The organism is Ruthenibacterium intestinale (assembly GCF_040096265.1).
Classification (GTDB): Bacteria; Bacillota; Clostridia; order Oscillospirales; family Ruminococcaceae; genus Ruthenibacterium; species Ruthenibacterium komagatae.
This window is the reverse complement of the sequence record NZ_JBBMFA010000084.1, coordinates 86,721-101,515: the sequence shown is the minus strand read 5'-3', so window position 1 is coordinate 101,515 and position 14,795 is coordinate 86,721. Positions and strand designations below refer to the sequence as shown.

Sequence of the window (14,795 nt, the reverse complement as noted above, 5' to 3'; positions counted from 1 at the left end):
GGGGGTGCCGCCGCCCCGCTTTGCTGTTTCATTATTCCGCTTCTTTGGCGTAGTTGTCAAAGTAGCCCTGAATGAAGATGATGGGCGTGCCCTTGTCGCCGGAACCGGAGGTCAAATCGCACAGACTGCCAATCAGGTCCGTCAGGCGGCGGGGCGTGGTGCCCTGGCTGGCCATCTGGCCCTTCAGGTCCGCCTCTTTGTGAGAGATGCTCTCTTTGATGGCGCTGGTCAGCGCTTCACCGGATAGATCCGCAAAGTCGTTGTCCGCCAGATATTTCAGTTTCAGCTCATTGGGCTGGCCTTCCAAACCACTGGTATAGGCGGGGCTGACCACGGGGTCCGCCAGCTCCCAGATTTTGCCCACGGGATCCTTGAAGGCGCCGTCGCCGTAAATCATGGCTTCGATGTGTTTGCCGGTGGCCTTGTACAGGCTTTCGGCCAGGGCGTTCACAAAGCTCTGGCAGTCGCGGGGGAACAATTTTACGCTGTCCTCGGTGGCTTTGTTGGAACCCAGCAGACCATACTGCTCGTTGCAGCCGGAACCATCCACCGGAGCATTCATAATATCGCTCAGCAGCAGCACTTTCTCCGCACCGGCTGCCAACAGGCGGCGTTTGGAGCGCTCGCGGCTGTGGATGTCGCAGCAGAGCACATTCTTGGTGTAGGGCAGAATGGCGCGCACGTCATTGGCGAACACAAACTCCACTTCGCAGCCCTCGGCACGGAACAGCTCACCGTAATACTCCACATAATCCACACCGGTAAAGGGATGCTTCACATAGCCGAACAGTTCACGGTACTTTTTCTCGTCCAGCACGTCGCTCCAGGGATTGACGCCCTTCTCGTCCAGCAGATCCTCATCGAACAGGTGATTGCCCACCTCATCAGAGGGATAGCTCATCAAAATGTATGCCTTTTTAAACGCTTTGGCGATGCCCTTCAGGCAGATGGCAATGCGGTTGCGGCTCAAAATCGGGAAAGTCAGGCCGATGGTGTCCGTGCCGAATTTGGCGCGGCAGTCCTTGGCGATGGCCTCAGTGGTAGCGTAGTTGCCCTGGGAGCGCGCCACGACCGCCTCGGTCACAGCAACGATGTCCCGGTCGTTGAACGCAATGTTCTGCTCTTTTCCGCACGCAACAATAGCGTCCGTCACGATTTTTACCAGATCGTCGCCCTCGCGGATGACCGGGCAGCGCACACCTCTGGACACAGTACCGACAGTTCTCATGATGCACAATCTCCTGTTCTGTTCATTGTGATAAAATGTTCGCGCGCCCTTGCGCGCAGAATCCTTCTCTATTATAATGGGCCTATATCCATAAGTAAAATTATTATTTATTATATTTTACATAAGTGAGGTTTATATTATGACAACCGACCTGGAACTTTACAAGATTTTTGTGACGGTGGCACAGGCTGGAAGTTTCAGCGCAGGTGCCAAAGAGCTGTTTCTGACCCAGCCTGCCGTCTCCCAGGCGGTGCAAAAGCTGGAACAGCAGCTGGGCGCGCGGCTGTTTGTGCGCGGCCGGAAAGGCGTGACTCTGACGCAGGAAGGGCAAATGCTGTTCCAGCATGCGCTGAGCGCTTTGCAGCTTCTGGATGCGGGGGAAGAAAAATTGCGGCGTGTGCAGACCCTGAAGGACGGGCAGCTGCGCCTGGGGGCAGCCGACACCATCACCAAAGAATTTCTGCTGCCTTATCTGAGTGCGTTCCGCCAGCTGCATCCGGGCATTCAGCTGAAGGTGACCAACCGCACTTCCCGCCAGCTGACCGAACTTTTAAAACAGGGACAGCTGGACATTGCCATTGTCAACCTGCCCATTCTGGACGAACGGCTGATCGTACAGCCCATTTTGGAAGTGCACGACATTTTCGTGGCCGGTCACCTTTTTGCCGAATTGGAAGGTCAGTTTCTCACCCTGCGTGAGCTGGCCGGATATCCTCTGGTGATGCTGGAACGGGAAGCCAACAGCCGGCGTTATGTGGATGACTGGTTCGCCGAACAGGGCGTGCGTCTGGCTCCGGAGATCGAATTGGGCGCGCACGAACTGCTGCCCAGTTTTGCCGCGATCGGCTTCGGGCTTGCCTGTGTGGTGCAGGAGTTCTGCCAGAAAGAGCTGGCGGAGGGCGTGGTCTTCCCCCTTCACCTGGTGCCGCCGGTTCCCGCCCGCAGCATAGGCGCCTGCTGGGTGAGAGACCTGCCCCTCTCCAGCGCCGCCGGAGAGCTGATGCGCCTTCTGCACAGCGAGCGAAACTGAGTCATTAAGCCTGGTTTAAACTTACACTGATAAAGTAGAAACAGAAAATGAGGTGTATGGGAATGCGGTTATTACTTGCGGAAGATGAAAAAGCGCTCTCACGGGCTTTGGTGGCCATTCTGGAGCGCAGCAGTTACTCTGTGGACGCTGTTTTCGACGGGCAAACTGCGCTGGAATATCTGGAGAGCGAAGAATACGACGGTGTGATTCTGGACGTAATGATGCCCCGCCTGGACGGGTTTGAAGTTTTGAAAGCCCTTCGGCAGGCAGGCAATCTGGTCCCGGTTTTAATGCTGACCGCCAAAAGCGAAGTGGATGACAAAGTATTGGGGCTGGACCTGGGCGCCAACGATTATCAGACCAAACCCTTTCACACCCGGGAACTGCTGGCGCGGGTGCGTGCCATGACCCGTACACAAATTGCCCGGCCTGACACCCGCCTGTGCATGGGAAACCTTACACTGGACCAAGCGACGATGGAACTTTCTTCCCCCTTCGGCAGTTTTCGGCTGGCCAACAAAGAGTATCAGGTTCTGGAGCTGCTGATGAGCAATCCTCGCCGCCTGATTCCCACCGAACGCTTTCTGGAGAAAATCTGGGGATATGACAGTGACGCGGAATTAAACGTGGTCTGGGTCTATATCTCTTATCTGCGCAAGAAGCTGGCGGCGCTGCACGCTACCGTTCAAATCAAAGCCACCCGGAATGCGGGTTACACTCTGGAGGAAACCACATGATTCGAAAGCTGCGTTTCAAGCTGATCGGAGTTTCCATGCTGTCGATTTTTCTTGTGTTTTCGTTGATTCTGGGAACCATTGCTCTGATCAGCTTTCAAAAGGTAACGGCCGACGCCGACAGCACCCTTTCCATTCTGGCTGCCAACGACGGACTTTTTCCAAAGCCGGAAGACGAGGAAGCGCCGCCTTCATTGGATGCGCATCCAGGCGGCGGGCACAAAATGTCACCGGAACTCCCCTACGAGTCCCGCTTTTTTTCTGTTCTGTTTGACTCGGACGGAAATCTGATTTCCGTCAACACCGCCCGGATCGCCGCAGTGGACACCGATGAAGCCATTGTTTTCGGGCAGGAAGTATTGGCATCGGGGAGTACGAAAGGCTATCAGCACGCATATCGGTATGTGGTCACACAAAGCGCGGAAGGCATTCGCGTGATTTTTCTGGATTGCGGACGAAGCCTTTCCAATCTGCGCTTTTTTGTGGGAATCGGTCTGCTTGTATTCTTTCTGGGATTACTGGCGGTCTGGCTGCTGACCATTGTGCTTTCCCGCTACATCGTTCGCCCCATTGCGCAAAGCTACGAGAAGCAGAAGCGTTTCATCACCGACGCCGGTCATGAAATCAAAACCCCGCTGACCATCATTGACGCTGACGCCGAGGTGCTGGCCATGGACCTGGGCGAAAATGAGTGGATCAACGATATTCAGGAGCAATCCCGCCGTCTGGCTGCGCTGACCAACGATTTGATCCTTCTCTCCCGTCTGGAAGAGGACAACACACAAATGCAGCTGCTGGATTTTCCCATCTCGGATGTGGCGGAAGAGGTTGCCCATTCGTTTCAGGCCCTTGCCATTACACAGAAAAAAGAATTTTCTGTTTCCATTCAGCCCATGCTGACATTGTGCGGCGACGAAAAGATGATTCGCCAGCTTTTGATGATCCTTCTGGATAACGCGCTGAAATATGCTCAGACCGGCGGGCGCATTTCTCTGACGTTGGAAAAAGCAGGAAAAGCCTTGAATCTTTCCGTCTTCAACACCACAGAGCACATTGAAAAAGCGCAGCTTCCCTGCTTATTCGACCGTTTTTACCGCACCGACCGGTCCCGCAATTCCCAGACCGGCGGCCACGGACTGGGCCTTTCCATTGCCGCAGCGATCACGGCTGCTCACAAGGGAAAAATCACAGCTTCCACAGAGGATGAGAAGTCGCTGCGCATTCAGGTGAGCCTGCCCGCCTGATTTTTAAGTTCGTTTAAAGTGACGGTTTAAGTTCTGTTAAGTTTGGTCCTGTAAGATAGCAAACATAAAATTGCACACAAAGGATGACTGCCATGAACTATCAAACCACCTTTAAGCGATATGAACTGAAATATTTGCTGACGCCTGCGCAAAAGGCGCTGATCCTGCAGGTGATGCAGCCCCATATGGCGCTGGACCGGTACGGCCGCACCGCCATTCGGAACATTTATTTTGACACAGAGAATTTCCGGCTGATCCGCCGCTCGCTGGAAAAGCCCGCTTACAAAGAAAAGCTGCGCATTCGCAGCTACCGTGCCGTAGGCCCCTGCGACGATGTCTTTGTGGAATTGAAGAAAAAATACCGGTCGGTGGTGTACAAACGCCGGCTGGTCCTGCCGCAGAACACAGCGATCTCCTGCTTTCGCACCGGAACCTCTCTGCCCGTACACTCGCAGATCGCCTCGGAAATCGACTATTTCCGCAGCTATTATCAGCCGCTGTTCCCCACTGTGTTTCTGTCTTACGAACGCGAGGCCTACGCCCCGCTGGAAGACGGTGATTTTCGGGTTACATTTGACGAAAACATCTTATACCGCACTCATCACTTTTCCCTGAGCTCCGAATTGCGGGGCACCCCGCTGCTTTCGCCGGGCCAGACGCTGATGGAGCTGAAAACATCCGGCGGCATTCCCCTTTGGATGAGTCACGCACTGACCGTGGGAAAAATCTATCAGACTTCCTTTTCCAAGTACGGTTCGGCCTATCAAAATCTTTTGGCGCAAGGAGGAATTCAGTATGCTTGAATCACTGTTTCGGGGACTGTTTGACACCGAGATGACCACGGTGATCCCGGTTGCAGATTTTCTTCTGTGCGTTGCCAGCGCACTGGTCATCGGCCTGCTGCTGGCCTGGATGTATATGTATAAAACCCGCTACACCAAAAGCTTTGTGGCCACGCTGGCCCTGCTGCCCGCAGTGGTGTGCGTGGTCATCATGATGGTAAACGGCAATGTGGGCACCGGCGTTGCCGTAGCAGGCACCTTCAGCCTGGTGCGATTTCGTTCCATTCCCGGCACTGCCCGTGAGATCGGTGCTATTTTCCTCGCCATGGGGGCCGGTCTGGTAGCGGGCATGGGCTATCTGGCCTACGCTTTTCTGGTGGCAATCGTGCTGGGTGGTGCCGGCGTCCTGTTCACCCGTCTGGATCTGGATCGAGGCAAAAAAGCCGCCCGCTACAAAACACTGCACATTACCATTCCGGAGGATTTGGACTACGAAGGTGTGTTTGACGATTTACTGAAACAATACGCCGCGGAATATGAACTGACCCAGGTGAAAACCACCAACATGGGCAGCCTGTTCCGTCTGACATACGACTTGACTTTGCGCCGCACCGGCACGGAAAAAGATTTGATCGATCAGCTTCAGTGCCGAAACGGGGACCTGGAAATTACGCTTTCCAAACAGGAAACCGTAGTGGGCGCGCTTTAACAGGAAGGAAGAACCATTATGAAACGAGCCATTGCGGCCATTGTACTCTCAATGGCCATTCTGCTCACCGGGTGCTCACAAACCACCGCCTCCAGCGAAATTTCCGAACCGTCTTCGGGAGCCACCCTCTCGGTCGACGACGGAATGTTTACTTCCAGAGACATGGAGATCGGATACGATGAAAGCACCTGCGTGCACATTGAATTGAACGGCGACGCTGTTTCCTGCAATTCCGACGCAGTGACTGTTTCCGACGGTACCGTCACCATTGCCGACGAGGGAACCTACCTTCTCACGGGCACACTGAACGACGGCATGATCCTTGTAGACGCGGAAGACAGCGATGACGTGCAGCTGGTGCTGGACAATGTCAGCATTGCCAATGAGGACGGCGCTGCCCTCTATGTGCGCAGCGCCGACAAAGTCGTGGTGACAACCGCAGCCGACTCGGAAAATACATTGTCCAACGGCGGCAGCTACACCGCCATCGATGACAACAACATTGACGCGGTTGTATTCGCTAAATCCGATCTGACGCTGAACGGCGCCGGCACGCTGAATATTCAGGCTGCAGCCGGGCACGGGATCGTCTCCAAAGACGATTTGGCCCTCACCAGCGGAACATACAGAATCACAGCTGCCAGCCACGGACTTTCCGGGAAAGACAGCGTGCGCATCGCCAGCGGCACCTATACCATCACCTGCGGAAAAGACGGCATTCATGCCGAAAACACCGATGACGCCTCTTTGGGCTTTGTCTACATTGCGGACGGCACTTTCTCCATTGTCGCCGATGGAGACGGCATCAGCAGCGGTGCTGATCAGCAGATTTTAAACGGAACCTTCTCCATTACAGCCGGCGGCGGAAGCGGCGAGGCCGCAACGGCTTCTTTCCCGACTGAAGCCGAACCGTCCGCATCCTCTTCGGAAGAGGATGCCACCAGCACGAAAGGCATCAAGGCCAGTGGAAACCTCACCATTCAGAGCGGGACTTTCACCATTGACAGCGCAGACGACGCCATCCATTCCAACAGCGATATTGTCCTTTCTTCCGGTACCTATCAAATCACAACCGGAGATGACGGCGTACACGCAGACGGAGCCGTGCAAATCACAGGCGGTACTCTTGCCATTGCACAAAGCTATGAGGGCATTGAAGGACTGACCGTCGAAATCTCTGGCGGTGAAATCTCCATTGTCTCCAGCGATGACGGGTTGAATGCAGCCGGCGGAACAGATGGCAGTGGCACCGGATTCCGGGGCGACAGCTTTTCCGCAAACGCAGACGCCTGGATCACTCTTTCCGGCGGTGTGATCTCCATTGATGCCGAGGGAGATGGCATTGATTCCAACGACTCGCTGACCGTGAGTGGCGGCGAGATCTATGTCTACGGACCTGAGCGCAGCGGCAACGGTGCGCTGGATTATAACGGAGAGGCTTCCATTACCGGCGGCCTGGTGGTTGCCTTCGGACCATCCGGAATGGCACAAAACTTCGGCACTTCTTCCACGCAGGGGGCCATGCTGGTATCCATCAGCGGCAGTGCCGGAGATACAGTCACACTGGCCGCATCCGACGGTACAGAACTTGTCTCCTGCCAAAGCCAAAAAGCTTATTCCAGCGTGGTGATCAGCTGCCCTGAGCTGGTGCAGGGTGAAACCTATACCCTGAACGCAGGCGGAACATCCACGCAAATCACGATGGACAGTCTGATCTACGGTGAGACAGGCGGGTTCGGCGGTGGCCGGGGCGGAATGATGCCTGACGGAACATCCCCCAATGGGACCCCGCCCGACGGGACAGCGCCGAACACCGCCCCCGATGCAATGCGGGGTGGACAGCGTCAGCCCGCTTGAGCACTTGAAATAAAAAAACCGCCCGGCAGTACCGGGCGGTTTTCGTTTGTATTTTACTTGTTGTAAGTGCGCAGTGCAAACTCGGTCAGATCGTTGTTGTCTGCAAAGTTCTCTTTATACAGCGCACCTGCAATGCCGATGTCCGTGGAGCCCATGCCGATGATGCAGGCGCAGATGATTTCGTCATGGCTCTCACGGCCAGCCTTTTTGCCCACGACAATGTCGGGCATTTCCGCATGCACATTTGCCTCGGTCAGACGGCCGGCCTTCACCAGTTTCAACAGTTCGCCGCGATGAGCGTTCTGCGCCCAGCTGTCCACCACCAGTTTATCGCAGCTCAGCGGGATCTGCTCATCCAGCTCCTGGAAGGAACCCAGGCTCATCACGGTGCAGCCGGGTTTCAGCCACTCGTTCATCACCAGCGGCTCATCCGCGATGGTGACCGTGATGATCACATCCGCGCCGCGGCAGGCCTCTTCATTGGTGGCGCAGGACACTACGCGAATTCCCAGCTCCTCGCTCATCTCGCGGGCATATTCTTCCGCAGCGCCGGGGCGGATATCGGTAATGCGCAGCTCTTCAATGTCCAGTTCTTCCAGAATGGCTCTCGCGTTCATACGGCCCTGTACACCGGCGCCGATGATTGCAAGCACCTTGGAGTCCTTATTGGCCAGATAGCGCGCCGCCACGCCTGCGGATGCGCCGGTGCGGATGTCGGTGATGTAGCTTCCATCCATGATGGAGAGCACTTCGCCTGTGCGCGCCTCATTCAAAATGATCACGCCGCCGATATAGGGAATTCCCTTTGCACGGTTGTCGTTGAAGCCCCAAACCCATTTGATGCCGGAGATATCAATGTCGCCGCCGATGTACGCAGGCATGGCATTGTACGATCCGCCATAGGGGGGCCAGTCGTTGCTCTCGCCGGTATCCAATGTAATTTTTGCCGGCATCAGCACCTGATCCTTGCCGTGGAGCTCGTACACTTTCTCCACCATATCAATGGTGCGCTTCATATCCAGAATTTTTTCAATTTGCTCTTTTGCGATCATCTTCACATGATCCATGAACCAGTTCCTCCTCATGTCAAAAAAACGAACCGGCGCCGCCGGCCGTCTGATCTATAAAAATTCGCGAGCATTTAGCCGCTAAATATAGTTTAGTGAAAAACGCCGTCCCTGTCAACCGCCCGGCCGATAAAATTTCAATTTTATGAATATTTATTCATAACCAACAAAAAGACCCGCCGAAGCGGGTCTTTTTTCAGTGGTCTTCTTCCGGCACAATGTTGTTCCAGCGCAAATCAGGCCGGGCCTGCAGTGCATCGGTATAGTGGCCCATCACTTTGTAGAAGGCCTCCATCTCTTCCTTGGTGCATCCGCGGTCCAGCAGTTCCTGATACAGCATGGCATGATACTCGCCTTCATTGTCCTCCATGACCTGACGAAGCTGCATGCCCTTCACCGTGGGATACAACAGCTGCATGCGGTCATGATCCTCGCATTTTTCCCGGCAGATGAAGCCTTTTTGCTCCAGTTTTTTCACGAGCTGCGACAGCGCGCCCCGAGTTCGATTCCACTTTTTGCAAAGCTGTGCGGCCGTCACGCCCGGATGCTCGGCAATCTCCTCAACGGTGCTTGCCTCGGTCATGGTCAGCGTCACGCCCGGCGCATACTGTTTTGGGATGGCGTTCATCGAGCTGCACACCGTGACGAAATCGTACACCAGACCAGGCCGGTGCGTGGACAGCTTGATCGAACTGGCGGAACGTTTTTGTTCCATAGGCACATTTCCCCCCCTTGTCCTTTTAATGCGACATGTTTATTATCTATTATAACGATACATGGGGCGAAAGTCAAAGAAAATGCGCATTTGTATGCACTGTTTGCTTGTTTTTTGTCGTTGACGCAGTGCGGACGCACGTGCTATCATGGCAGCAGCAATGTTTAACAACATAACACAATACAATCGGAGGCTTTTTCATGCAGGATTACAGCAAATTGTACCAGTACATTGATGACCACGCCGAAGAATACATTGCGCTTTTGCAGCAGTTCTGCCGCCAGCCCAGCATTTCCGCACAAAACATGGGCCTGCGGGAAATGGCTCAGCTGATCATGCAGACGCTTCAGAACATGCATGCGCAGACAGACCTTGTGGAAACCGGCGGAGCCCCCATTGTATATGCCGAATGGGCCGGGCGCAATCCGTCGCGCACGGTAACCTTCTACAATCACTACGATGTGCAGCCTGTGGAACCGCTGGATGAATGGGAAAGCGACCCTTTCGGCGCGCAGATTCGAAACGGCAAGCTGTATGCCAGGGGTGCCACCGACAACAAGGGAAGCCTTCTGAGCCGCCTGTGTGCCGTAATGGCCTGTCAGGCCGTTTACGGGCAGCCGGCGCTGAACGTCAAGCTGATTTATGAAGGAGAAGAAGAGATCGGCAGCCCGCATCTTGCCGAATTCGCCCGGCGCTATCCTCAGCGCCTTCAAACCGACGGGTTCGCCTGGGAGGGCGGGTCCAAACAGCTGGGCGGACCGTTGGAAGTGTGTTTCGGCACCAAAGGCATGCTGTTTGTGGAGCTGCGTTGCCGCACTGCATCAGCAGACCAGCATTCCTCCAAAGCCGCCATTGTGAAGAATCCTGCCTGGCGGCTGGTGCAGGCGCTTGCCACCATGAAGGATGCGCAGGACCACATTACCATCGACGGTTTTTATGATTCCGTGCGCCCGCTGACCGACTACGAGCGGGAATGCCTGAAAACGCTTTGTTTTGACGAGGCCGCCAACCGGGAACGCATGGGCCTGGACGAATACATCAACGGTTTGACCGGCCTGCCCTTGCTGGAAAAATTTTATTATGAGCCCACCGCCAACATTGCGGGCTTCCGCGCGGGAGAAACAGGCCCGTCTGCCAAAACCGTTCTGCCCGCCTCGGCATCCGTTGCCATGGATTTCCGTCTGGTGCCCGATCAGATGCCACAGGAGATTTTCCAGCGCATCCGTGAACACCTGGACCGCCGGGGCTTCACCGATGTGGAGCTGGTCCTTCGCTCCGGCGAACCGCCCTACCGGGCTGACCCGCTGAGCCTGTTTGGCCGAACTGTCATCCGGTGTGTAAAACCCGTCTACGGCATGGAGCCGGAAGTGTTCGCCGGTGCGGCAGACACCACCGCCCTGTATCAGTTCTGCCACGGAACCGGGCTGGATGCGGTGCTGTTCGGCGCAGGCAACGATGGCGCCAACATTCACGCACCCAATGAAAATATTATTCTGGAAGATTACATCCACGCCATCAAGCTGGCCGCCACGGTGATGGAAGAATTCGCTCTGGCAGACACAGAAGCCGCAGCGCGCATTTAACAACGCAAAAAATACCCGGATGAAACCATCCGGGTATTTTTGTTTTACTTCGCCGCATTGATAAAAGAGCGGTTGTCCCACAGGTACTTGGCGCCGGAGATCAGCGTCACGGCCGCCACGATCCAGCAGAGAACGAAAGAGATCACCTGGGTGGTGTACACGCTGGTGGCACCGGTGCTCACCGCCTGTTCGATTGCATAACCGAAATAGTAGAAAATAATGGTCAGCATTTGCAGTACGGTTTTCACCTTACCCCACATATTGGCTGCGATGACCTTGCCGCCGGGCGCGCCCGCGGCCACCATGCGCAGGCCGGACACGGCAAACTCCCGGGCCAGGATCAGCACAATGACCACCGGGTGGCACACGCCGTCCGCCATCATATACACAAAAGCGGTAGTGGTCAGCAATTTATCGGCCAGCGGGTCGGCAAACTTTCCGAAATCGGTGACCAAGTGATATTTCCGGGCCAGATTGCCATCCAGAAAATCGGTAAAACTGGCCACCGCGAACACCACGCCCGCAGCCAGCATCCAGTGATAAGCAGCGCAAACCATAAACACCGGCACCAAAACAATGCGCAGCATGGTCAATTTATTCGGCAGATTCATCTTTTGGTCCTCCCTTTACTCTTCCACAACTTCCGCGTACAGATCGTACACATCGCTGTCTGTCACCCGCACACGCAGCATGGTACCCGGCTCAATGGGCGTCTCGCTTGCCACGCACACCACTGCATCGATATCCGGTGCATCCGCTTCGCTGCGGCACAGATACAAATCATTTTCATCATCATATTCATCGCACATGACCGTGAGCACACGCCCCACTTTTTCGGCCTGTTTCTGAGCCATGATCTCGGCCTGAATGCGCATGATGATGTCCGCGCGCTGCTGACGCAGCTCCTGCGGCAGCTGCTCCATACGGGCTGCCACCGTTCCCTCTTCCTCGCTGTATGCAAAACAACCCAGACGGTCAAAGCGATACTGGCGGACAAACTCACACAGCTCCTCAAACTGCGCTTCGGTCTCTCCGGGATACCCGGCAATCAGCGTTGTGCGCAAAGTGAGGTCCGGCATGGCGGCGCGCAAACGATCCAGCGCGTCCAGAACCGTCTGCCGGTCGCCCTGACGGTTCATGTTTTTCAAAACCTGAGAATTGATGTGCTGAATGGGAACATCCAGATAAGGAAGAACTTTTTCGTTGCGCACCATGGCATCGATAAACTCATCGGTGATGCGCTCGGGATATGCATACAGCAGACGGATCCACTGGATGCCTTCCACGCGGTTCAATTCGTCCAGCAGACGCCCGATCTCCACCTGTCCGCGATCCGCGCCAAATGCCGTTACATCCTGCGCCACCACGATCAGTTCCCGAACACCTTCGGATGCGAGGAAGCGCGCCTCCGCCGTCAGGTCTTCCACGGTGCGGCTGCGCAGCCTTCCACGGATCATGGGAATGGCACAGTAATAGCAGCCGTTGGAGCACCCCTCGGCAATCTTTAAGTACGCGTAATGATGAGGCGTGGAGATGACGCGCCGGCCGCCCAGGGGCAGAGCCTCTTTGGCGCCGTAGCTTTCAATGTGCTCTTCCCCGGCCAGACGCTCCAGAATCTGCACGATGGCTGCGTTGGAGCCGATGCCCACCACCGCGTCTACTTCCGGAATCTCCTTGAGGATCTCCGACCGGTACCGCTCGGCCAGGCAGCCGGTGACCACGACCTTCAAAGCCGGATTGTACTGCTTGAAGCTGCAGGCTTCCAGAATGTTTTCAATGGCCTCCTGCTTGGCGCTTTCAATGAATCCGCAGGTGTTGACCAGAATCACGTCCGCCTCGCTCAGGTCCGCTGTGGTGGTGTGCCCGGCACTGATCAGCGCGTGGCACATCACATCCGCGTCCACCTGATTTTTGGGGCATCCCAGTGAAATCATGGCAATTGTCATTCAAAATCCTCTCTTTCCTCTTCCAGTTCCAGCAGACAGCGCTCCACTGCCTCTTTTGCTGCTCCGTACCCGAAGCCCCGGCGTGCCAAAGCCGCCAGAACCTTCTCCCGTTCACCGCCGGCCAGCTTGCGCAGGTAACTTTTCCGCACAAGCGCACAGCAGGCTTCGGTCTCATCCGGCGCAAGCTCGTCCATCACCCGGTCCACAATGTCCCGGTCCACGCCTTTGCGCTCCAGCTGAAACCGAATCTCCCGCTCGGATTTGTTTTGGCCGGCCAGCCACACGGCACGGCTGCGGGCAAAACGCTCGTCGTCCAGCAAACCCAGCCGCCGCATTTCCGCCACAGCCGCCGCAGCGGAAGGCGCGTCAAAGGTACGGCACAGCTTTTCGTACAGTTCTCCCGAAGAATGATCACGCAAAGAAAGATACCCCAGGGCCTTTTCCTTGGCCCTGCGGGTATCACTTTGCCGCTGCAGTTCCGCCAGAGCGGACGCGTCCAGCGTCAGCCCTTCCCGGAGATGATTTTTTACAAAAGTCTCATCGTCCACGGAGAACAGGAACTGATCCGATTCATCGAACAGTGCATACCGTCCCCGTTTTGTTTCGCTGATGCGGCCAATGGTCATGCGTCGTCGTCCTCAACCATGATGTCGATGTCCGCTTTGCCGGCGCGTTTTGCCGCAGGCTTGACCTCAATTTTGTCATCGGCCGGTGCGGCAGCCGCAGGGGCCGCTTTGGCAGGCGCATCATCCAGATTGGCCGGCCGTTTGAGCACCTCGCCTTTTTTCAGGGTATACAGCTTGTCGGCGTTGTCGCGCACCAGCTTTTCAATCTCTGCGAACAGTTCGGGATGCTCATCCAGATAGACCTTGGTATTGTCCCGGCCCTGTCCCAGACGGGTGTCCCCGTAAGAGAACCAGGCGCCGCTCTTCTGGATAAAGCCCAGTTTGACCGCCAGATCCAGCAGTTCGCCGGTTTTGGAAATGCCCTGCCCGAACATGATGTCGAATTCCGCCTCTTTAAACGGAGGCGCCACTTTGTTTTTGACCACCTTGGCGCGGGTGCGGTTGCCGATAAATGCGCCGGTGGAATCTTTCAACCCTTCGATCCGGCGCACGTCGATACGCACAGAAGAGTAGTATTTCAGCGCGCGGCCGCCGGGCGTCGTCTCCGGGTTGCCATACATCACGCCCACTTTTTCACGCAGCTGGTTGATGAAAATGGCAATGGTGCCGGTCTTGCCGATGACGCCGGTCAGCTTGCGCAGAGCCTGGCTCATCAGGCGCGCCTGCAGACCCACGTGGGAATCGCCCATCTCGCCCTCGATCTCCGCACGGGGCACCATGGCCGCCACCGAGTCGATGACAATGGCGTCAATGGCACCGGAGCGCACCAGCGCCTCGCAAATCTCCATAGCCTGCTCGCCGGTATCCGGCTGGCTGACCAGCAGAGAGTCGATGTCCACGCCCAAGGCCTTGGCGTACACCGGGTCCAGCGCATGCTCTACGTCAATGAAAGCCACTTCGCCGCCGTTTTTCTGTGCCTCGGCAATGCAGTGCAGAGCCAGCGTGGTTTTACCGGAAGACTCCGGGCCATAAATCTCTACCACACGGCCGCGGGGCAGGCCGCCGATGCCCAGCGCCAGGTCCAGCGACAGACTGCCGGTGGAAATGGCGTCCACGTTCATGGTCACGTTCTGGCCCAGCTTCATCACCGCGCCTTTACCGAACTGTTTTTCAATTTGAGAAAGCGCCGTCTCCAGCGCCGTTTTTTTATCGCCCGCCGCCTTTTTGGTGGGGGACACGATCGCTTTTTTCTCTGCCATTGTTTCCTCCAAATCGATTACTGTAACTTCAGTATATCATCTCATCCGTCCCATAAACCGGACTTTCGCAAAAAT

At 56.0% G+C, this 14,795-nt stretch carries 14 protein-coding genes; 7 read left to right on the top strand and 7 right to left on the bottom strand.

All coding sequences use genetic code 11. The annotated features are described in order from the left end of the window. Window positions 1-31 precede the first annotated feature (31 nt). The gene (locus WMO24_RS07635; RefSeq protein WP_349215785.1) at window positions 32-1,231 is read right to left on the bottom strand and encodes a coenzyme F420-0:L-glutamate ligase; all 1,200 of its coding nucleotides are present in this window, start codon (window positions 1,229-1,231) and stop codon (window positions 32-34) included. Window positions 1,232-1,367: 136 nt separating this feature from the next. Here WMO24_RS07635 and WMO24_RS07630 point away from each other — a divergent pair, with 136 nt between their 5' ends. The 6 genes from WMO24_RS07630 to WMO24_RS07605 all read left to right on the top strand — a co-directional run bounded on the left by WMO24_RS07630 (window position 1,368) and on the right by WMO24_RS07605 (window position 7,584). After that, on the top strand, window positions 1,368-2,258 hold the full coding sequence (locus WMO24_RS07630; protein WP_349215780.1) for a LysR family transcriptional regulator: 891 nt from the start codon (window positions 1,368-1,370) through the stop codon (window positions 2,256-2,258). Window positions 2,259-2,320: 62 nt separating this feature from the next. Next, window positions 2,321-2,995 (top strand): response regulator transcription factor, encoded by a 675-nt coding sequence (locus tag WMO24_RS07625; protein WP_349215779.1) that lies wholly within the window; start codon window positions 2,321-2,323, stop codon window positions 2,993-2,995. Then, complete coding sequence (locus tag WMO24_RS07620; protein ID WP_349215778.1) at window positions 2,992-4,236, top strand: sensor histidine kinase; 1,245 nt, start codon at window positions 2,992-2,994, stop codon at window positions 4,234-4,236. The genes WMO24_RS07625 and WMO24_RS07620 overlap by 4 nt, the downstream gene beginning before the upstream one ends. Before the next feature lie 92 nt (window positions 4,237-4,328). Continuing rightward, complete coding sequence (locus tag WMO24_RS07615) at window positions 4,329-5,039, top strand: polyphosphate polymerase domain-containing protein (protein WP_349215777.1); 711 nt, start codon at window positions 4,329-4,331, stop codon at window positions 5,037-5,039. Continuing rightward, complete coding sequence (locus WMO24_RS07610; protein ID WP_349215775.1) at window positions 5,032-5,727, top strand: DUF4956 domain-containing protein; 696 nt, start codon at window positions 5,032-5,034, stop codon at window positions 5,725-5,727. The genes WMO24_RS07615 and WMO24_RS07610 overlap by 8 nt, the downstream gene beginning before the upstream one ends. 18 nt (window positions 5,728-5,745) lie before the next feature. Continuing rightward, window positions 5,746-7,584 (top strand): carbohydrate-binding domain-containing protein, encoded by a 1,839-nt coding sequence (locus tag WMO24_RS07605; protein WP_349215774.1) that lies wholly within the window; start codon window positions 5,746-5,748, stop codon window positions 7,582-7,584. Between the two features lie 53 nt (window positions 7,585-7,637). On the opposite strand, the gene WMO24_RS07600 is transcribed toward WMO24_RS07605, so the two are convergent. Then, window positions 7,638-8,651, bottom strand: a complete 1,014-nt coding sequence (locus WMO24_RS07600) for an ornithine cyclodeaminase family protein (RefSeq protein WP_349215773.1) — start codon at window positions 8,649-8,651, stop codon at window positions 7,638-7,640. A 196-nt stretch (window positions 8,652-8,847) separates the two neighbouring features. Continuing rightward, window positions 8,848-9,366, bottom strand: a complete 519-nt coding sequence (locus WMO24_RS07595; RefSeq protein ID WP_349215772.1) for a MarR family winged helix-turn-helix transcriptional regulator — start codon at window positions 9,364-9,366, stop codon at window positions 8,848-8,850. Window positions 9,367-9,566: 200 nt separating this feature from the next. On the opposite strand from WMO24_RS07595, the gene WMO24_RS07590 reads away from it, so the two are divergent. Continuing rightward, window positions 9,567-10,949: a M20/M25/M40 family metallo-hydrolase gene (locus WMO24_RS07590; RefSeq protein WP_349215771.1), complete on the top strand. Its 1,383-nt coding sequence runs from the start codon at window positions 9,567-9,569 to the stop codon at window positions 10,947-10,949. Window positions 10,950-10,993: 44 nt separating this feature from the next. Here the strand turns inward: WMO24_RS07590 and pgsA are convergent, their stop codons facing one another. Genes pgsA through recA form a run of 4 tightly spaced genes read right to left on the bottom strand, consistent with a single transcriptional unit; the run spans window position 10,994 to window position 14,720 of the window. Beyond that, window positions 10,994-11,560, bottom strand: coding sequence for a CDP-diacylglycerol--glycerol-3-phosphate 3-phosphatidyltransferase (gene pgsA, locus WMO24_RS07585; RefSeq protein ID WP_349215770.1), 567 nt, complete (start codon window positions 11,558-11,560; stop codon window positions 10,994-10,996). A 15-nt stretch (window positions 11,561-11,575) separates the two neighbouring features. Further along, the gene (rimO, locus tag WMO24_RS07580; RefSeq protein WP_349215769.1) at window positions 11,576-12,895 is read right to left on the bottom strand and encodes a 30S ribosomal protein S12 methylthiotransferase RimO; all 1,320 of its coding nucleotides are present in this window, start codon (window positions 12,893-12,895) and stop codon (window positions 11,576-11,578) included. Continuing rightward, the gene (locus WMO24_RS07575; RefSeq protein WP_349215768.1) at window positions 12,892-13,521 is read right to left on the bottom strand and encodes a regulatory protein RecX; all 630 of its coding nucleotides are present in this window, start codon (window positions 13,519-13,521) and stop codon (window positions 12,892-12,894) included. The genes rimO and WMO24_RS07575 overlap by 4 nt, the downstream gene beginning before the upstream one ends. Further along, on the bottom strand, window positions 13,518-14,720 hold the full coding sequence (gene recA / locus WMO24_RS07570; protein ID WP_349215767.1) for a recombinase RecA: 1,203 nt from the start codon (window positions 14,718-14,720) through the stop codon (window positions 13,518-13,520). Before recA ends, WMO24_RS07575 begins: the two co-directional genes overlap by 4 nt. Window positions 14,721-14,795 lie beyond the last annotated feature (75 nt).

Coding starts and splice junctions, on each gene's coding strand:
- WMO24_RS07630 (WP_349215780.1), top strand. CDS start 1,368: ATGACAACCGACCTGGAACTTTACAAGATTTTTGTGACGGTGGCACAG.
- WMO24_RS07625 (WP_349215779.1), top strand. CDS start 2,321: ATGCGGTTATTACTTGCGGAAGATGAAAAAGCGCTCTCACGGGCTTTG.
- WMO24_RS07620 (WP_349215778.1), top strand. CDS start 2,992: ATGATTCGAAAGCTGCGTTTCAAGCTGATCGGAGTTTCCATGCTGTCG.
- WMO24_RS07615 (WP_349215777.1), top strand. CDS start 4,329: ATGAACTATCAAACCACCTTTAAGCGATATGAACTGAAATATTTGCTG.
- WMO24_RS07610 (WP_349215775.1), top strand. CDS start 5,032: ATGCTTGAATCACTGTTTCGGGGACTGTTTGACACCGAGATGACCACG.
- WMO24_RS07605 (WP_349215774.1), top strand. CDS start 5,746: ATGAAACGAGCCATTGCGGCCATTGTACTCTCAATGGCCATTCTGCTC.
- WMO24_RS07600 (WP_349215773.1), bottom strand. CDS start 8,651: ATGGATCATGTGAAGATGATCGCAAAAGAGCAAATTGAAAAAATTCTG.
- WMO24_RS07595 (WP_349215772.1), bottom strand. CDS start 9,366: ATGGAACAAAAACGTTCCGCCAGTTCGATCAAGCTGTCCACGCACCGG.
- WMO24_RS07590 (WP_349215771.1), top strand. CDS start 9,567: ATGCAGGATTACAGCAAATTGTACCAGTACATTGATGACCACGCCGAA.
- pgsA (WP_349215770.1), bottom strand. CDS start 11,560: ATGAATCTGCCGAATAAATTGACCATGCTGCGCATTGTTTTGGTGCCG.
- rimO (WP_349215769.1), bottom strand. CDS start 12,895: ATGACAATTGCCATGATTTCACTGGGATGCCCCAAAAATCAGGTGGAC.
- WMO24_RS07575 (WP_349215768.1), bottom strand. CDS start 13,521: ATGACCATTGGCCGCATCAGCGAAACAAAACGGGGACGGTATGCACTG.
- recA (WP_349215767.1), bottom strand. CDS start 14,720: ATGGCAGAGAAAAAAGCGATCGTGTCCCCCACCAAAAAGGCGGCGGGC.